Here is a 17,121-nt window from a genome sequence, read left to right on the forward strand (position 1 = left end):
GCCGCGGTCGCCGCCGTGCGGGCCGCCGCGCGGGTGCCCGGCTGGGAGTACGGGCTCGCGTCCGCCGCCGAGGCCGCCGCCGCCGGCGGTGATCCTCTCGCCACCCGGTGGAGCGCGTGGCTGCTGGTCGAGACCCTCGCCGCCGACGGGCGGCTCGGTGAGGCCGCGGCCACGGCGGAGCGGGCGGCGGCGGCGTGCGCGGCCGACCTCGCGTACAGCTGGCAGGCCCGGTTCCTGGCCGCCGCCCTGTGGTGCATCGCGTTGCGCGGCGACCCGGCCGGGGCGCCCGCCGACGACGTGGTGCGCCGCGCCGCCGACCTATCCGACCGGACCGTGCCGCGCCTGGCCCGCGCCTACGCGGCCGCCGCCGCCAGTCTCGTCGAGGCCGACGGCGGGCTGCTCGCGCCGGCCCGGGCCCGGCTCGCGGCCGCGGCGCCGGTGCCGGCCGCGGCGGCGCTGCTCGACTGGGTCGGTCGGGAGGCCGCCTGGCTCGACGGGCAGCCCGAGCGGGCCACGCACGCCGACACCGGCGCCGCGCCGCCGTTGGTCGACGGGTTGCGGCGGATCACCGCGCGCTGGGCCGCGTACGACGGCGGGGTCTCCGATGATCCTGATCCGGCGGATCTCGACGCGACGGACGGCGGGTCCGCCGGTTTGCCCGCGGTACGCGAGACGCTCGCGGCGTGGTCGGGTACGGGTGGCTTCGACCGGGCAGCCCTGGCGTGGCACGACGTCGTCGTGCGCGAGGAGGTGCGCTGCCTGCTGGCCGCCGGCCTGCACGAGACCGATCCGGAGCGGGCGGTGGCCGTGCTGCTGGCCGCGGAGACCCTGGCGGAGACGGCGGGCCTCGTGGTCCTGCTCGGCCGGGTCCGGCGGGCGTTGCGACGCCACTCGGTGCGGCGGGAGACGCGCGGGCCGCGTGCCGGCTCCGACCTGACCGAGCGCGAACGCGACGTGCTGCGCCTGGTGGCCCGCGGCGAGCCCAGTCGCCGGATCGCGGGCCAGCTCGGCATCTCCGCGGAGACCGTGGAGACCCACATCCGGGCCGGCATGCGCAAGCTCGGCGCCCGCACCCGCACGGCCGCCGCCGCGATGGCGCTGGAACAGCTGAGATGACAGGGGAGGGGCGGTGAACGACGAGGACCAGCCGCGGTACGTGCTGCCCAGCACCGGCGACGCTACCACCGTGCTGCGCCGGCTCGCCCGCTCCGGCTGGACCACCCGCGAGGGCTTCGCCCTCACCGAGCAGGCGTGGGACCTGACCGGCAACCGCCTGCTCCTGTTCGGCCGTGTGCCCGACCGCGAGACCGTCCGCCTCGTCGTCCTGGCCGCGGCCCGCGGCGCGGGCGTCATCGCGATCACCGACACCGGCGGCGACATCGGCCGGTCGCTGCTGGCCGACCTGACCCGCCTGGGCCCGGTCCACCGCGACGCCGGCGGCGCCGACCCGGGCCCGGCCGCGACCGCCCCCGGCGAGCTCGTGCCGGAGCAGCGGGCGCTGCTCGACCGCCTGGCCAACGGCGAAACCATCGCCGCCGCGGCGGCGGCCGAGTTCCTGTCGCTGCGCACCGCCAACCGCCGCATCGCCCAGGCCCGCGAAACCCTCGGCGTCCGCACCACCCGCGAAGCGGTCCTGGCCTACCTCCGCCAACGCGGCACCTGACCCACCGCCGATCAGAAATCGTCCGTCACGCCGTCAGTACTGTTGACCTCTCGCACCGGTGGAAGGACTGACGACCATGACCGACGCCAGACTGCTGGGCGCCGACGAGGCCGCGTTCATCGCGGCCGTCCGCTCAGACGACCCGGCGCGGTTCGCACTCATCACGGAACGCCACCGGCGTGAGCTTCAGGTGCACTGCTACCGGATGCTCGCGAACTACGAGGACGCCCAAGACCTGACGCAGGAGACGTTCCTGCGGGCGTGGCACAAGCGGGCGTCGTTCAAGGGCCACGCGGCCGTGCGGACCTGGCTGTACCGGATCGCGACGAACGCCTGCCTCGACTTTCTGGAGAAGCGCAACGACCGCACACCCGTGCCGGCCGAGCTGGCGGACGTCGGCTCCGAGGTGCTGTACCTGCAGCCGTACCCGGACCGGATGCTCCCCGAGGACCCGCAGGAATCGGTGGTGGCGCGGGAAACGATCGAGCTGGCGTTCATCGTCGCCGTCCAGCACCTGCCGCCACGGCAGCGGGCGGTGTTCATCCTGCGCGACGTGCTCGGCTGGCCGGCGCCGAAGGCCGCCGACGCCCTCGAGCTGACCCTCGCGTCCGTGACCAGCGCACTGCAGCGGGCCCGGGTGACGATGCGCGAGCAGCTGCCCGACCGCCGCCTCGACTGGCGCAGCCCCGCCACCCACGAGCTGTCGAACGACGAGCGCGGCGTGGTGAGGTCCTACATGGACGCCCATGAGCGCAACGACCTCGACGGGCTGATGTCCCTGCTGCGCGACGACCTGCGCTTTGTGATGCTGCCCGAGGCCGGCACCTCGGTCAGCACCGCCAAGGACGCCGTGGACGGCTGGGTCTCCGGTGGGCTCTTCCAGCCCGGCTACGACGACTGGCGCTGCATCACCACGACGGTCAACCGCATGCCGGCCGCCGCGCTGTACGTCCGCACCCCTGACGACCCGGCGCACCGGTTGTTGAACATCGCGGTCCTGCACATCGTCGACGGGAAGATCGCCGAGCTCACCGGATTCGACGCCACCGACAAACCATGGCTGGACCTGCCCCCGACACTGTGATCGGCGCCGTGCTCATCGCCTCGTCTCGTATCGGGTCAGCAGGAGGCCACCGGGAAACGTCCGCGTCTCCACCAGGTTCAGGTTCACCCAGCTGTCCAGCGCGGTGAAGAACGGCGTGCCGCCGCCCACCAGAACCGGCGCGGTGACCAGCACGTACTCGTCGATCAGCCCGGCCCGCATGGCCGCCGCGGCGAGCGTCGCGCCGCCGATGTCCATCGGGCCGCCGTCCTCGGTCTTGAGCCGGGTGATCTCGGTGACCGCGTCGCCGGTGACCAGGCGGGTGTTCCAGTCGACCTTGTCGATCGTCGAGGAGAACACCACCTTCGGCATGTCCCGCCAGCGGCGGGAGAACTCGATCTCCGCCGGTGTGGCGCCGGGCGCCTGGTCGGCGGTCGGCCAGGCGGCACTCATCACCTCCCACAGCTTGCGCCCATAGAGCGCCAGGTCCGTCGCCCCCACCCGGTCGGACCAGAACTGGAAGAACTCCCCGCTCGACGACGAGTCCGGTCCGTCACCCCCGCTCCAGCCGAGGTCGTCGCCCGGCGCGGCGATGTAGCCGTCCAGAGTCACATTCATCGCAAAGGTCAGTTTCCGCATCATTCCAGCCTCTCGTGAGCCGATCTCCTACGTACAGACGGGCGCGGCGCGGAAATCTAATCGGTGCGGCGGCGGTAGCGGCGGGACAGGTCGACCGGCCGCGTCTTGTCGACGTAGCGGGGCAGGTCGGGCTCGTCCGGCCGGATCTCGGCGAGGGTCGCCGTCAGGCCGTCGATGATGCGTTCCGTGGCGCGTTGCGCCGCCCCCGGAACACCGGGCGTCAGGTCCGACAGGTCGATCGGCGCCCCGAAGCGGACCCGGATCACCGGCCGCCGGACGATCGCGCGGGCGCCGCCGCGGACGATGCCCTTGAACGACGTCGCGTACGGCACGACCTCGTGCGACCCCCACTGCGCGACCGGCACCACGGGCGCGCCGCTGAGGAAGGCGAGCCGGGCCGCGCCCGTGCGGCCGCGTTCCGGCCACATCGTCGGGTCGAGGCCGATGCGGCCCTCCGGGTACACCATCACGACACACCCTTGTCTGATCGCGTCGGCCGCGACCTGCAGGGCGTCGCCGACCGACGCGGTGCGCCGGTCGACGCGGATGTGCCCGGACGAGCGCATGATCCAGCCGACGAACGGCGCCCGGAACAGCCCACCGGTCGCCATGATCCGCGGCGCGACCCGCCCGACGCCCGTCGCCGCCGTCAGAACGATCGGGTCGAACGGGCTGATGTGGTTGGCCGCCAGGATCAGTGGGCCCCGCCGCAGATCCGGGGGCACCTCCCCGCTGACCCGCAGCCGCCCCACCAGCGGCAGCAGCACCCGCGCCAGCCGCTGCAGGAACAGCCACATCCGCGGCGGCCGCCACGTCGTGGCGGGCGGGTTCGACACGTCCATCAACGGTGATCGTCCCACAGGGGCGATCATGAAGCGTGCAGCGTGGTCCCGTCCGGCGCGGTCAGCGTCACCGCCGCGACCTCGGCGACCGGGGCGCGCAGCGGGTACGCGGTCGTGCCGGTGCCGTCGGTCACCTGGCAGAACCCGGCGTCGCGGCTGGCGCCTCCGGCGTAGGTGACGACGGTGCGGTAGGCGCCGTCGACGGGTGCGTCGGCGATCGCCACCAGCATCCACGACGGCCGGCCCTGGTAGAGGAACACGGTGCCGGCGGACGGGTCGCCGGCGGCGGTCGTCAGGGCGAGGGCGCGCAGGTGCTGCCCGTCGGCGGTGGCGAGCACCCGCCGGTACTGGTCGGCCAGCAGCCGGTCGTCGCCGCCGGCGCGGTGGACGACCGCGGCGCCCGCTGTCGCACCGGCCAGCGCGACCGCGACGGCTCCGGCGGCGAGCGCCAGCACACGCCGCCGGCGGGGCGGCCGCCGTGGCGCGCCGGTCATCCGGGCCAGCACGACACTCTCGAAGCCGGCCGGCGGTTCGGCGGGCGCGGCCAGCGCCAGCAACCCGTCGGCGACGTCGGCGAGCCGCTCGAGCTCGCGGGCGCACGCGCCGCAGGACGCGACGTGCCGCAGGGCGTCGGCGCGCTCGTCGCCGCCGAGCGCGCCGAGGGCCAGTTCGGGCAGCACCGGCCGGACGGTGGTGCAGTCACCCATCCCGCACCTCCATCAGGTCACGCAGCCGGCCCAGCCCGAGCCGGATCCGGGTCTTCACGGTGCCCAGCGGCAACCCGTCCCGTTCCGCTATCTCGCGCGCGGTCAGACCGTAGTACGCGGCGAGCAGCACCGCCTGCGCCTGCTCGGCCGGCAGGGACCGCAGCGCCGTGCGCAGCCGTTCCCGGTCGGCGACCGCGTCCGCCGGCGCCTCGCCGGCCGGTGGCCGCGCGGTGACGAGGTCCACCAGCGTCGCCGGGTCGTACGGCTGGTCCCGGGTCGTGCGCAGCACGTCGACCGCGGCGTTGCGGGCGATGGTCAGCAGCCACGCGGACACGGCGCCGCGGCGCGGGTCGTAGCCCGGCGCGTACCGCCACGCCCGGGTGAACGCCTCCTGTGCGACGTCCTCGGCCGTGGCCCGCACGCCGACGATCGTCAGCGCCAGTCCGAACACGCGGGCCTGGTAGCGGCGGACGAACGCGGCGGCCGCCAGCGGGTCCCCGGCCGCCATCCCGGCCAGCAGCGCTTCGTCGGTGGCGACCACACCAGGTACTACGGGCCGCGCCCGTGCCGGGATCTGTCGGCGGCCGATGAATCCGCGCGGCCCGCGGCGGCGGTAGCACCCGGTGACACCGAACTGGAGGAGGAGCTGATGATCGCCACCCTGCGCCGGTCTGCCGCCGCGCTGGTCCTGCTCGCCGCCCTGGCCGCCTGCGGCGGCACCGACGCCGACGCCGCCGGCGGGATGTCCGTCGAGGTCACCGCACCGGCCGCGGACGCCACCGTGGAGGTGCCGTTCGACGTCGAGCTGACCGCGAGCGTGCCGTTGGGCACGACCGGGAGCGGCAGGCACCACGTGCACGTCTGGTTCGACGACAACGCCGGCGACTACCAGGTCGTCGAGGCGCCGACGGTACGCGTCGACGAGCTGCCGGCCGGCCCGCACGTGTTGCACGCGTCGCTGCGCAACGCCAACCACTCGCCGGCCGGCGCCGAGACGCAGGTGCGGATCATGGTCGGCGGCACCGACGGGAAAGCGCCCACGCCCGCGGACGAGCCCGACCCGTACGGCTACTGACGATGACCGGCACCGTACGGCGCTACTCGCGCCGCACCCGGTGGTTCCACGCCGGCACCTACGTCACCGTCCTGGTGCTGCTGGGCACCGGCTGGTGGCTGGTCGCGGGCCGGGAGGGCGAACCGAGCCCGCTGGCCCGCGCCACCGGCGTCGCCGACACGACGATCCACACCTACGCCGGCTGGGCGCTGGCCGCCCTGTCCGCCCTGGCCGTCACGGTCGGTGCCCGGGCGGCGCGGACGTTCCTGGCCGAGTCGGTCCGCGTCGACCGCGGCGACGCGCGCTGGTTCGTCCGCTGGCCGGCGGCGGCGTTCACGGGCCGTTTCCCCTACCACGCCGGCCACTTCGACCCGGGCCAGCGGGCCGCGAACCTGCTGCTGGTGGCCCTGCTGGCGACCTTGGTGGGCACGGGCGTGGCCCTGACGCTGGTCACCGGCGGCCCCGGTTTCGTCTGGTTGGCGCGCCTGCACCGCTGGTCGACCTACCTGGTCACACCGCTGATCGCCGGCCATGTGCTGATCGCCAGCGGTGTGCTGCCCGGCTATCGCGGTGTCGGGCGGGCGATGCACCTGGGTGGCCGGCTGCGCCGCGACGTGGCCCGCCGGGTCTGGCCGGGCTGGCTGGCCAGGCACGACGCGGCCGACGCAGACCGCCGGGAGCGCGTCGGATGAGCCGCTGCCCGCTGACCCACTCCGTGGGTGCGCTGCTGCTCGGTGCGCTCGAACCCCGAGAGCGCGCCGACCTGTTGCGCCACCTGCCGCACTGTGCCCGTTGCCGCGCCGCGGTCGTCGACCTGGCGCCGCTGCCGGGCCTGCTCAACCTCTTGCGACCACGCCCCTAGGCCCGCCGTGGTTCACCGCTCGAAGCGCCGGATCTGCGCGCCCGGGCGCCACAGCTCGATGACCAGCTTGTCGGCCGCCTTCGACAACCCCGTGTGGACCACTTCGCCGAGGTCGAGACGGAACAGGTGCATGCTGTCGGGTGACCCGTCGGGGATCACCGCGGCGAACCGGTCGAAGTCGGTGACCGCCTCGGTGCGCCCCGACAGCTTGGCCTCGCCCGGCCACGAGCCCGGGTCGTCGCCCGGGTCGATCGTGGCCGAGTGCAGCGCGAACCGCGGGTCGCGCAGCAGGTCCTGGGCCTTGCGGGCCTGCCACATGCTGCCCAGCCACAGGTCGTCGCCGGCATACATGGTCTCGGTGCCGCTGATCCGCGGCGCACCGTCGGCCCGGATCGTGGCCAGCGTCTTGTGCTTGTTGGCGTCGAGGGCCGCCCGCACCCGGGCCGCCAGCTCCGGCGCCTGCGCCACGAACACCGCCCAGGACGCCACGGCTCAGCCCACGTCCCGTAGCTCCGCCAGGCGGGCCTCGATCTCGGCCAGCTCCGCGCGTAGCTTCTCGGCCTGCGACTCGGCCTCGGCCCGCTCGGACGCCATGATCTGCTCGACGGCCTCGTGGACGCCGGGCACGTCGACCAGCGCCACCATCTTCAGCGCCTCGGCGGGCCGGATCACGTAGGGCTTGGCCAGGCTCTTGGTGCCCTGCGCGGCCGCCACCGTCCACTCGCCGTCGGCGTAGGCGAGCGTCACCGTCAGCCCGGCCGGGCCCTTGGGCCTGGCCGCCTTGGCGGCCCGTTTCGCGGGGCGCGGCGCCTCCGCCGTGGGCTCCTCCACCGTGGACGCGGTCACCGTCTTCTCCTCACGTGGCGCGGGAACAACAGCTTTGGGTGCGGCGGGTGGCAGCAGGCCGGGGCCGGGCGGCGGCTCGTCGACCGGTGCGGCCGGCGCCGCCTTCTTCACCGGCGCCGTGCGCCCGCGCGGGGCGACCGCCACGTCGGTGGGGGAGAACGGCAGCTCGTCGCGGCCGAACCGGACGACCACGAACTCGTCGGACACGTCCGGGTCGGTCAGCTCGATCACCTGGCCGGTCTGGCCCTCGATCTGGCCGGCCGCGGCGGTGAACACCACCTTGGGCTTGCGGCCGGCGGCGAGGCTGTCGCGGATCGACGACAGCTCGTCGGTGGACAGACCGCGGACAGCGGTGCGCGCGGCGGCCATCAGGAACCCCTCTCATCCGTACACCTGTTTGATTTTGTGCAGGCTCTTCTTACCAGGCGCCTACGACAAAACCGAACGCGGCACGCCGCTAGGCCGACCAGACCGCCGCGACCCGGGAAACCTCGGCCGCCGCCTGCGCCCGCCCGGCCCGCGCCGACGGCGCCCGCGCGGCCGGATCCAGCACGTTGCGCCCGATCGCCCGCCGCGCCGCGACGTCCGGCGTCACCACGACCACCGACGCACCGGCCCGCCGCAACGTCGCCAACTGCCGGTCCAGGCGCCCGTGCCGGCCCAACGACCGCGCGATCGGCGCGAGCAGCACGACCCGGTCACAGCCGGCGGCCAGGTCGACGTTGGTGGTCGAGCGCACACCGCCGTCGACGTACCGCCGGCCCTCGATGGTCACCGGCGGCCACACCCCGGGCACCGCGCAGCTCGCGCCGACCGCGTCCACGATGTCGACACCCGAGTCGCGGTCGAACACCCGGGTCTGCCCACTGCCGGCGTCGACCGCCACGACACGCAGATCCCGCGACGGCCACGACACGGCCGGCAGCCGGGCCGCGATCACCGCCCGGCGGCGCTCCTCCGGCATCGTCGGCGCCCGCAGCGCCATCGCACCCACGCGCGCCGCGGCCCGCTGCGGGTCCCGCGACGTGGCCGCCGCCCACACCCACGACGCCATCGAGCCGAAACCCAGCTTCGCGGCCGGCCCGGTCTCCGGCGGCACGAGCTGCCCGGCATAGAGATCCTCCAGGGGTACGCCCGACGCGACGCCCGCACCGACGAACGAACCCGCCGACGTGCCGATCACCACGTCCGCCGCGGCCAGATCCACCCCCGCGTCGGCGAGCCCCGCCAGCACCCCGAGCTCCCACGCGATCCCGGTGACGCCGCCACCGCCACAGACCAGCGCTCTGCCACCCATGCGACGCAGCGTACGGCCATCGGCCGCCACCGGTCGACAATGGATGATCGAAACTGCACAACGGATCGAGCGACGGCAATTCTTACCCGCGATCAAGGCAATAGGTTGCAGTAAATCTCTGTCGGTTAGACGACCCCAGGAAGTCATCGATTGGCCTCTATGATCGGGCGCAGCCAGATCCGTCCACGGGGGAGGGTCCGACCATGTCCAGTTCATCCGTGCGCAGCCGCGCCCGCGCACTGGCGGCGCTGTGCGCGCTGGCGCTGACCGTCACGCTGCTGCAACCGATCGAGGGCAGCCGCGCGCAGGCGGCGCCGGTCCCGCAGCCGCCCGGTCCCGGCCAGGGTCCCGTCGACCGGCCGATGGCGCCGACGGCGCACCGAAAGCGTCGTCCCGGGCCGCCTGGGACCGCCGCACCAGCGCCCGCGTCGCCGCCGACGACCAGGTCTTCACCGACGTCCTGGCCCGCCCCGGCTTCCTGCTCGGCGACACGTCGGTCAGCCTCTACTTCAACGTCGACGCCGACGCGCCACCGTGGTCGACGTGGCGGGTCACCGCCTTCGACAAGGACACCCAGACCGAGCAGGCCTCGACCACCCTGTCCCGCGACGAGCTCGCCCGCTCCGCCTGCTCCGGCCAGCGCGACTTCTGCCGCTCGTTCGGCCGCGAACACGGCTGGGACCTCGACGCGACCCGCTCCTACGAGGTCACCATCACCGCCGTCCTCGACGACGGCCGTGAGATCGTCTCCAACCGGCCCGAGGTGCGGCCCCGCGCCACCATCGTGCCGCCGGCGATCCCGCCGGGCCAGGCCGGCGGCTGCGGCTGCGGCAACGCCCTCGCGCTGACCAGCGCCGGGCAGGCGATCCGCGGCGACGGCGTCAACACCGCCACCGGCGCGTTCACCCAGGTCGTCCAGGACCTCGGCATGTCCTCGTTCGGCGTCCCGTTCGCCTCGTCCCGCACCTACTCGTCGGCCAACGGCGTCGGCCCACTCGGCGGCGGCTGGGCCTGGTCGTACGGCATGACCGTGACCGCGACCGACGGCGGCGCGATCGTCCGCGCCGAGGACGGCGCCGAGGCCACGTTCCGCCTCGACGGCGACGCCTACCGCCGCCCGCCCGGCGTGCGCTCCAACCTGCGCAGGGCCGGCGACGGATGGGAGCTGACCACCCCCGACAACATCGCGTTCACCTTCGACGCGCAGGGCCGCCTCGCCTCGGTCCTCAACCCCCGCGGCCAGGGCGTCCGCCTCGCCCACACCGCCACCGCGGTCACGCTCACCGACGCGTCCGGCCGCGTCGCGAGGGCCACCCTCGATGCCGGCCTGATCCGCGAGATCAGCCTGCCCGACCACCGCAAGGTCAGGTTCTTCTACACGGGCACCCTGCTCACCTCGTACCTCGACGCCCGCGGCAAGCTGTGGAAGTACGCGTACGGCACCAACGGCCTGCTCGCCCAGGTCACCAACCCCGACCGGGTCGTCGCCGTACACAACGAGTACGACGCGAACAGCCGCGTCGGCCGGCAGCTCGACGCCCTGGGCAACCCGACCACCTTCGAATGGTTCGCCGACCGCGAGGAGGCCCTGACCACCGACGCCGACGGCGTCCAGGTCTACGACGGCTACAAGGGCAACGTGCTGGTCTACACCCAGCGCGGCAACGGCGACTCCGAACACCACCGCTACGACGGCGCCCTCAACCGCGGGCTGGTCGTCGACGGCAAGCAGAGCCAGCACGAGTCCCGGTTCGACGACCGCGGCAACCGCACCCGGCAGGACGCGCCGCAGTCGCTGGGCTTCAAGCAGGACACCGAGTACGACGCCCGCAACAACCCGACCAAGCACACCGACGCCAACGGCCAGGTCTGGGAAGACACCTACAACCAGTTCGACGAACTGCTCTCCAGCAAGGACCCCAAGGGCAACACCATCACCTACGGGTACGACGACCGGGGCCTGCTGACCACCGAGACCGACCAGCGCGGGAAGGTCACCCGGTACGAGTACCTGCCGGCCGGCGACCCGAACGCCGGCCTCGTCAATGCCGTCATCTCCCCGCTGGGCCGCCGCGGCGAGTTCGCCCACGACAGGACCGGCCGGCAGATCGCCGAGACCGACCCGCGCGGCACCCTCCCACACACCGACCGCGACGACTACACCACCCGCTACACCTACGACGCCCAGGACCGCACCCTCGAGGTGCGGGAGCCCGGCAAACGGGAGCCGTGGAAGACGAGCTTCGACGACGTCGGCCGCACCCAGTCGCAGACGACGCCGCTGGGCGCCCGCACCGAGTACCGCTACTTCGCCAACGGTCTGCTCAAGTCCGTCAAGGACCCGCGGATGACCATGGCCTACACCTACACGGTCGCGGGCCGCCGCGCCTCGGTGAAGGTCGACATGGACGACCAGCCGGACCCGACGACGACGTACGCGTACAACGCCAAGGGTCTGCTCCACAAGGTGACCTCGCCGCGCGGGAACCTGCCCGGCGCGAACGCGGCCGACTTCACCACCACGTACTTCTACGACGCCAACGACAACCCGCTGCGGATGGAGCGCCCCTACCCGGGCGGCATCACCGTCAAGCGCGACATCGGCGTCGACGACCTCGACCGCACCACGTCGAAGACCGACGAGCACGACAAGACGTCGAGGTTCCAGCGCGACAACAACGGCAACGTCACCGGGACCGAGGACAACCTGGGCCGCAAGACCGCGATCGAGTACGACGAGAACGGCCAGCAGACGAAGATCCGTGACCCGCAGCAGGGCGTCGTCGAATACAAGTACGACGAGGCCGGCAACAAGACCCAGACGATCCGGGCCACGGGCGGCATCACCAGCTTCGGCTACGACGACGACGGCCTGCTCGCCGCCTCCACCGAGCCGCGCGGCAACCTGCCCGGCGCCGACAAGGAACGGTTCACCACCCACTACGAGTACGACGCGGCCGGCAACGCGACGAAGACGACCGACCCGCTCGACCACGTCACGACCTCGAAGTACGACGCCAACAACCGCCTCGTCGCGCAGACCGACGCCCGCAACCACACGACCCGGTACACGTACCGCGACGACGACCTGCCCCGCACCATCCGCACCCCCGAGGCACCGTTCGACGACGACGACCCGTCCGAGGGCGCCACCGTCTACGACTACTTCGACGACGGCCTGGTCGCCTCGGTCCGCGACCCCAACGGCAACCGCACCTACGTCGCCTACGACGAGGCCGGCCGCCTGACGAAGGAGACCGACCCGCTGGGCCGGGTCACCGAGTACGGCTACGACGTCGAAGGCAACCGCGTCACGTCCCTGACCCGCTGGGACGACGAGCGGCTCTCGCCGGCCGAGAAGGCCAAACGCACGATCGTCGAGACGTACGACATCGTCAACCGCCGCGACTCCCGCACCCTCGGCAACGCCGGCCCCCGCTACGCGTGGCGGTACGACGCCAAGGACCGGATCACCGCGTACGTCGACCCGACCGGGCACCGCGCCGTCACCTACGACGACGAGGACCAGATCACCCAGGTCACCCGCGTCGAGGCGAACCTCGAGGAGACGTTCCGCTACGACTACGACGTGCGCGGCAACATCACGCTGCGCGAGGCACCCGACGGCACCCGGGTCACCGCGACCTACGACGCGGACAGCCAGCTGAAGACGCTGACCGCCGCCGGCGGGTCCGCGGGCGGCGAACCGGCGACGTGGCGGTTCGACTACGACCCGGCGGGCCGCCGCGAGGTAACCTGGCTGCCGGCGGCGACCGGCCTGCTCGAACGCCGCGGCTACGACGACGCCGGCCGGCTGACCAGCATCGGCACGCAACGCGCCCCCGACGCTCCGCAGGTGGAGCTGCCCGACGGCGGCGTGCTCGCCTTCGGTGACCGGCCCGACCCGCCGACCGACGTCCGCGCCCAGGCCGGCGCCGGGCTCGCGGTGGTGTCCTGGAAACCGCCGCGCGACGACGACGTCGCCGGGTACACGGTGACCGCCTCGCCCGGCGGCCGGGCCGTCACCGTCGGCGCGACCGCGTCCAGCGCGATCGTCAACGGCCTCGACCCGGGCACCGCCTACACGTTCACCGTCACCGCGCACGACAAGGACGGCGCCGGGGACCTGTCGGACCCGTCCGCCCCCGTCACCCCGGTCGCGGTGCCGCAGAACCCGGTCTCCGCGTACCAGCTCGAGCTCGACCCCGTCGGCAACCCCACCCGGGTCGTCACCACCCGCGGCGGCGTCTCCGAGTCGGTCGCCTACGCCTACGACAAGGCCGACCAGCTCGTCTCCGCCTGCTACGCCGCCGTCGTCTGCGACGAGAAGACCCGCCCGGCGGGGCGGATCGACTACCGCTACGACCTGATGGGCAACCGGCTCAGCCAGAAACGCAGCGGCACCGAAGGCGACGACACCACCACCTACGACTACGACGACGCCAACCAGCTCCGCAAGGAGACCCTGCGGGAGCCGCGGCACGTCACGACGACCCAGTTCGACTACGACGTCCTCGGCAACCAGACCCGGGCCGGCACCGACACGTTCACCTACCACCTCGACAACTCGCTGGCGAGCGCCCGGGTCGCCGGCCGGGACGCGACGTTCACCTACGGCGCCGACGGGCTGCGGCTGACCGCGACCACCGACCCCGGCAAACCGGAGACGGCGACGCAGCGCTGGTCGTGGGACGTCGCCGGCACCCTGCCGCAGATCGCCGTCGACGCCGTCACCGACGCCGCCGGCGCCACCGTCGAGAAACGCGGCTTCGCGTACGGGCCTGACGACGAGCCCCTGGCGCTGCTGAGCAACGCGCCGCACGCGTACACCCACGACTGGCTCGGCGGTGTCGCGAACATGCTCACCCCCGCGGGCACGCCGCAGATCGGCTACGACTACGACCCGTTCGGCAACCCGCGCGTCGGTGCCACCCTGGAGGAGGCCCCCGCCGACGCCGGTGACACCGCACCGGGCGCCGTCCAGGCCGCCGCCGGCGGGCCGGAGAACCCGCTGCAGTACACGGGCGCCTACCAGGACTCGACGACCGGCAGCGGCAACTACTACCTGCGGGCCCGCAACTACAACCCGGGCACGGGCCGGTTCACCTCCGTCGACCCGATGCCGGCCGGCGGCGCCGCCACCTCCGCCTACACGTACGCGGACAACAACCCGACCTCCTACACCGACCCGACCGGCAACATGCCGGTCGCCGGCGACACGGTCTCCGCGGCGGCACCGACCACGGCCACCACCACGACGACCGACGTGCCGGCGATGAACCCGGAGGAGGTCGCCAAGGCCAACCAGATCCAGAGCAAGAGCGTCCTCGACGTGATCCTGGAGGCCGGCGGCCAGATCCTCATGGAGGTCCTGGGGATCAACGACATCCTCAACTGCCTCAAGGGCGACCTGGGTGCCTGCGCGATGGCGGTCATCGGCGCGCTGCCCTGGGGCAAGATCTTCAAGGCGAAGAAGATCGGCGAGGCGATCTTCCGGGCCGGCAAGGCCGTCATCACCTGGTTCAAGGAGCTCGACTGGGCCAGAGCGATCCTCCGCAACGCCGAGAAGGCCGCCGAGGCCGCGAAGGCCGCCGCCGCGGCGGCCGCCCGGGAAGCGGCTCAGAAGGCGGCCGCGGCCAAGGCAGCGGCGGAAGCGGCGGCGAAGAAGGCCGCCGCCGAGGCCGCGGAACGCGCCAAGGCCCTGGCCGCCAAGGCGAAAGCGGCGACGAAGAAGGCCGCCGGCGACGCCGGGTCAGCGGCCGGCGGCACCTGCCCGGTCCCGAACAGCTTCGTCGCCGGCACCGCGGTCCTGCTCGCCGACGGCACCAGCACCCCGATCGAACAGGTCCAGCCGGGCGACACCGTCCTGGCCACCGACCCGACCTCCGGGCGCACGCAGGCCCGCGCGGTCACGCACACGATCCGCACCGACAGCGACAAGGAGTACGTCGACGTCACCGTCGACACCGCGGGGGAGAGGCAGACCATCACCGCGACCGACCACCACCCGTTCTGGTCGGCGACCGGCCGCCGCTGGGTCGACGCCGGCGACCTGAGACCGGGTGAGCTGCTGCGGACGTCGGCCGGCACCTACGTCCAGGTCAGCGCGGTCCGCGCCTACCACGCCCGGCACGTCACCTACAACCTGTCCGTCGACGACATCGCCACCTACTACGTGCTCGCCGGCGACACACCCGTCCTCGTCCACAACCGCAGCACCCGCGTCACCGCGGTCGGCTGCGACCCGACGTCCATCCTGGACGACAGCCGCGGGATCTACATCCTGCACCTGAAGAACGACAAGATCTACGTGGGTATCACCGACAAGCAGACGTTCAAGACCCGGGTGCCGAAACACTGGACGCGTTCGAAGAAGGGCGCGCTCAAGCGGGAGGGCTACTCGAAGGACGACATCATCGGCGTGACCCTCTACAAGACCAACGCCAGCGGGCGGACGCTCGAGCTGATGGAGTGCCGGCTCATCGCCCGGCTCGGCGGCCCCGGCGGCCGGCTGCTCAACCGGGTCAAGGGCACCAACTGCCCGTGACCGGCGCCGGGCCGGCGTGCGGGGCTTGGATCCCGCACGCCGGCCCGCCGGTCAGAAGGTGCGGTCGTCGAACCACGCCTCGGCGGTGTCCTCGGCCACGCCCGCCCGCGCCGCCAGGCCCGCGAAGACCTCGGCGGCGTGGTCGCGGTTCATCGTGTCGATGAGGCCGTACTTCTTCTGGATCGCGTTGAGGTCGGCGACGAGCCCGCGCAACGCACCCTCGACCCGCTCCGGGTCGGCCAGGGCCTTGACCGCTTTCGCGTACGCCTTGCAGGCTGCGGTGCCGAACGCCTTCCCGTCCTCGACCCAGTCCATGAACGGGTTGTCGATGTGCGCGTCCAGCCAGCTCTCCGACTTGGCGCCGCTGACGCTGACGGCGACCGCGGTGCCCTTGAACCGGGCCTTGAGAGCAGCCGCGGTGGTCTTGCGGGTGCCCTCGACCTCCAACTCCCGCAGCGCGGGCAGGTCCGGCAGGGTCGCCGGGTCCCAGTCGTACGCGTTGTCGACGACGAGCCGGGCCAGCCGCCGGTGGACGCCCAGCTCGCCGGTGTCGGCGAGGGTGCCGGGCGGGTCGACCAGCTCGATCTCGATGCTCTCCACCTCGGTGAGCGCCGCCAGCACGCCCGCCGAGAACGTGCGCCCGGCCCGCACCCACACCTTGGCTGCGCCGCGCACCCCGTCCGGGATCGCGGGCTCCTGGCGTTCGAAGAAGATCCGCAGGTCGAGCCCGTGACCGGGTGCCTCGACCCGCGCGGCCGGCGGCGGGTCCTGCAGCAGCAGCATCGTGGTCGTCGCCGGCAGCCGCAGCAGCGTGAGGTCGCCGGCGAACAGCCGCAGGCCGGTGACCCGCGTCGGCGTCAGGTCGATGTCACCGGCCGCGTCGTGCCACTCCAGGTACTGGACGCCGTGCCGGGCGACGGCGGCGACCACACCCCGCTCGGCACCCGTCCAGGTCAGCGACGACAGGTCCGTCAGCTTGTCCAGCGCGGACCAGTCGACGGGCCCGTCGGCCGGCACAGGAACGGCGCCGCGGCCGGTGCCGAGGCTCAGCAGCCGCGTCGACACGGGCACCGTCACCGGCCCGGCACCGACGTCGACTTCGACGTATTCGTCCGTAGACATGCCGGCGACTATACCGGGCGGACGTTCGCCGACGTCGATGTATGTTGATCATGGGCGGGGCAGGGGAGCGGTCACGTGGTAGGCAGTCTTGGTGTCGGGGGAGAACCCGCAGGCGCGGTAGAACGCGTGTGTCGCCGGGTCACGTGACCCGGTCATCAACATCACCTTGTAGCAGCCGGCGTCCCAGGCGGCCTGCAACGTGCCGGCCATGATCCGGCGGCCGAGGCCGGTGCCGCGCCGGGCGGAGTCGACGACGACGTTCTCGACCACCGCGTACGGCGCCGCACCGCGGGTGAGGTTGGGGATCACGTTGAGGTACGTCGTGGCGACGACGACGCCGGCGACGTCGAGCACGAACAGCCGCAGCCAGGGTGTAGCCAGGATCCGCGCGAAGGTCGCGGCGGCGTCCGGCGGTGCCGGGTCGCCCGGGTGGAGCTGCCGGTAGAGGGCGAGGACCGCCCCCAGGTCCGCCACCCGGGCTTCGCGGAACATGTCAGGAC

The 17,121-nt window shown here is 73.3% G+C and carries 16 protein-coding genes; 7 read left to right on the forward strand and 9 right to left on the reverse strand.

Going from position 1 to position 17,121, the window contains the following annotated elements; genetic code table 11:
- The 3 genes from Air01nite_RS00005 to Air01nite_RS00015 form a co-directional block, all read left to right on the forward strand.
- Positions 1-1,116: LuxR C-terminal-related transcriptional regulator (locus Air01nite_RS00005; protein ID WP_203699648.1), on the forward strand; the 1,116-nt coding region annotated here is incomplete at its 5' end.
- 13 nt (positions 1,117-1,129) lie between these two features.
- Entirely contained in the window at positions 1,130-1,663 is a 534-nt protein-coding gene (locus Air01nite_RS00010; protein WP_203699649.1) for a LuxR family transcriptional regulator, read from the forward strand.
- A gap of 76 nt (positions 1,664-1,739) precedes the next feature.
- Positions 1,740-2,747 carry an RNA polymerase subunit sigma-70 gene (locus Air01nite_RS00015; protein ID WP_203699650.1) on the forward strand — a complete coding sequence of 336 codons (1,008 nt, stop codon included), beginning with the start codon at positions 1,740-1,742 and terminating at the stop codon, positions 2,745-2,747.
- 12 nt (positions 2,748-2,759) lie between these two features.
- Here the strand turns inward: Air01nite_RS00015 and Air01nite_RS00020 are convergent, their stop codons facing one another.
- The 4 genes from Air01nite_RS00020 to Air01nite_RS00035 are packed head-to-tail and all read right to left on the reverse strand — an operon-like array spanning position 2,760 to position 5,434.
- Positions 2,760-3,347 (reverse strand): dihydrofolate reductase family protein, encoded by a 588-nt coding sequence (locus Air01nite_RS00020; protein WP_308439935.1) that lies wholly within the window; start codon positions 3,345-3,347, stop codon positions 2,760-2,762.
- A gap of 53 nt (positions 3,348-3,400) precedes the next feature.
- Positions 3,401-4,186: a lysophospholipid acyltransferase family protein gene (locus Air01nite_RS00025; protein WP_203699652.1), complete on the reverse strand. Its 786-nt coding sequence runs from the start codon at positions 4,184-4,186 to the stop codon at positions 3,401-3,403.
- 26 nt (positions 4,187-4,212) lie between these two features.
- Positions 4,213-4,893 carry a zf-HC2 domain-containing protein gene (locus Air01nite_RS00030; RefSeq protein ID WP_203699653.1) on the reverse strand — a complete coding sequence of 227 codons (681 nt, stop codon included), beginning with the start codon at positions 4,891-4,893 and terminating at the stop codon, positions 4,213-4,215.
- Complete coding sequence (locus tag Air01nite_RS00035) at positions 4,886-5,434, reverse strand: RNA polymerase sigma factor (RefSeq protein WP_203699654.1); 549 nt, start codon at positions 5,432-5,434, stop codon at positions 4,886-4,888. The genes Air01nite_RS00030 and Air01nite_RS00035 overlap by 8 nt, the downstream gene beginning before the upstream one ends.
- A gap of 108 nt (positions 5,435-5,542) precedes the next feature.
- On the opposite strand from Air01nite_RS00035, the gene Air01nite_RS00040 reads away from it, so the two are divergent.
- The 3 genes from Air01nite_RS00040 to Air01nite_RS00050 are packed head-to-tail and all read left to right on the forward strand — an operon-like array spanning position 5,543 to position 6,809.
- Entirely contained in the window at positions 5,543-5,968 is a 426-nt protein-coding gene (locus tag Air01nite_RS00040) for a hypothetical protein (RefSeq protein WP_203699655.1), read from the forward strand.
- A gap of 2 nt (positions 5,969-5,970) precedes the next feature.
- Complete coding sequence (locus tag Air01nite_RS00045; RefSeq protein ID WP_203699656.1) at positions 5,971-6,639, forward strand: cytochrome b/b6 domain-containing protein; 669 nt, start codon at positions 5,971-5,973, stop codon at positions 6,637-6,639.
- Complete coding sequence (locus tag Air01nite_RS00050) at positions 6,636-6,809, forward strand: zf-HC2 domain-containing protein (protein WP_203699657.1); 174 nt, start codon at positions 6,636-6,638, stop codon at positions 6,807-6,809. The genes Air01nite_RS00045 and Air01nite_RS00050 overlap by 4 nt, the downstream gene beginning before the upstream one ends.
- 12 nt (positions 6,810-6,821) lie before the next feature.
- On the opposite strand, the gene Air01nite_RS00055 is transcribed toward Air01nite_RS00050, so the two are convergent.
- The 3 genes from Air01nite_RS00055 to Air01nite_RS00065 all read right to left on the reverse strand — a co-directional run bounded on the left by Air01nite_RS00055 (position 6,822) and on the right by Air01nite_RS00065 (position 8,952).
- Complete coding sequence (locus Air01nite_RS00055) at positions 6,822-7,298, reverse strand: pyridoxamine 5'-phosphate oxidase family protein (RefSeq protein WP_203699658.1); 477 nt, start codon at positions 7,296-7,298, stop codon at positions 6,822-6,824.
- A gap of 3 nt (positions 7,299-7,301) precedes the next feature.
- On the reverse strand, positions 7,302-8,024 hold the full coding sequence (locus tag Air01nite_RS00060) for a hypothetical protein (protein ID WP_203699659.1): 723 nt from the start codon (positions 8,022-8,024) through the stop codon (positions 7,302-7,304).
- An 88-nt stretch (positions 8,025-8,112) separates the two neighbouring features.
- Positions 8,113-8,952, reverse strand: a complete 840-nt coding sequence (locus Air01nite_RS00065; protein WP_203699660.1) for a patatin-like phospholipase family protein — start codon at positions 8,950-8,952, stop codon at positions 8,113-8,115.
- A gap of 250 nt (positions 8,953-9,202) precedes the next feature.
- On the opposite strand from Air01nite_RS00065, the gene Air01nite_RS00070 reads away from it, so the two are divergent.
- Positions 9,203-15,499 (forward strand): polymorphic toxin-type HINT domain-containing protein, encoded by a 6,297-nt coding sequence (locus Air01nite_RS00070; protein ID WP_239090384.1) that lies wholly within the window; start codon positions 9,203-9,205, stop codon positions 15,497-15,499.
- A gap of 51 nt (positions 15,500-15,550) precedes the next feature.
- On the opposite strand, the gene Air01nite_RS00075 is transcribed toward Air01nite_RS00070, so the two are convergent.
- Both Air01nite_RS00075 and Air01nite_RS00080 read right to left on the reverse strand, forming a co-directional pair.
- Positions 15,551-16,621: a hypothetical protein gene (locus Air01nite_RS00075; protein WP_203699661.1), complete on the reverse strand. Its 1,071-nt coding sequence runs from the start codon at positions 16,619-16,621 to the stop codon at positions 15,551-15,553.
- 48 nt (positions 16,622-16,669) lie between these two features.
- On the reverse strand, positions 16,670-17,113 hold the full coding sequence (locus tag Air01nite_RS00080; RefSeq protein WP_203699662.1) for a GNAT family N-acetyltransferase: 444 nt from the start codon (positions 17,111-17,113) through the stop codon (positions 16,670-16,672).
- Positions 17,114-17,121 lie beyond the last annotated feature (8 nt).

The sequence above is a fragment of the Asanoa iriomotensis genome, from assembly GCF_016862515.1.
Taxonomy (GTDB): Bacteria; Actinomycetota; Actinomycetes; order Mycobacteriales; family Micromonosporaceae; genus Asanoa; species Asanoa iriomotensis.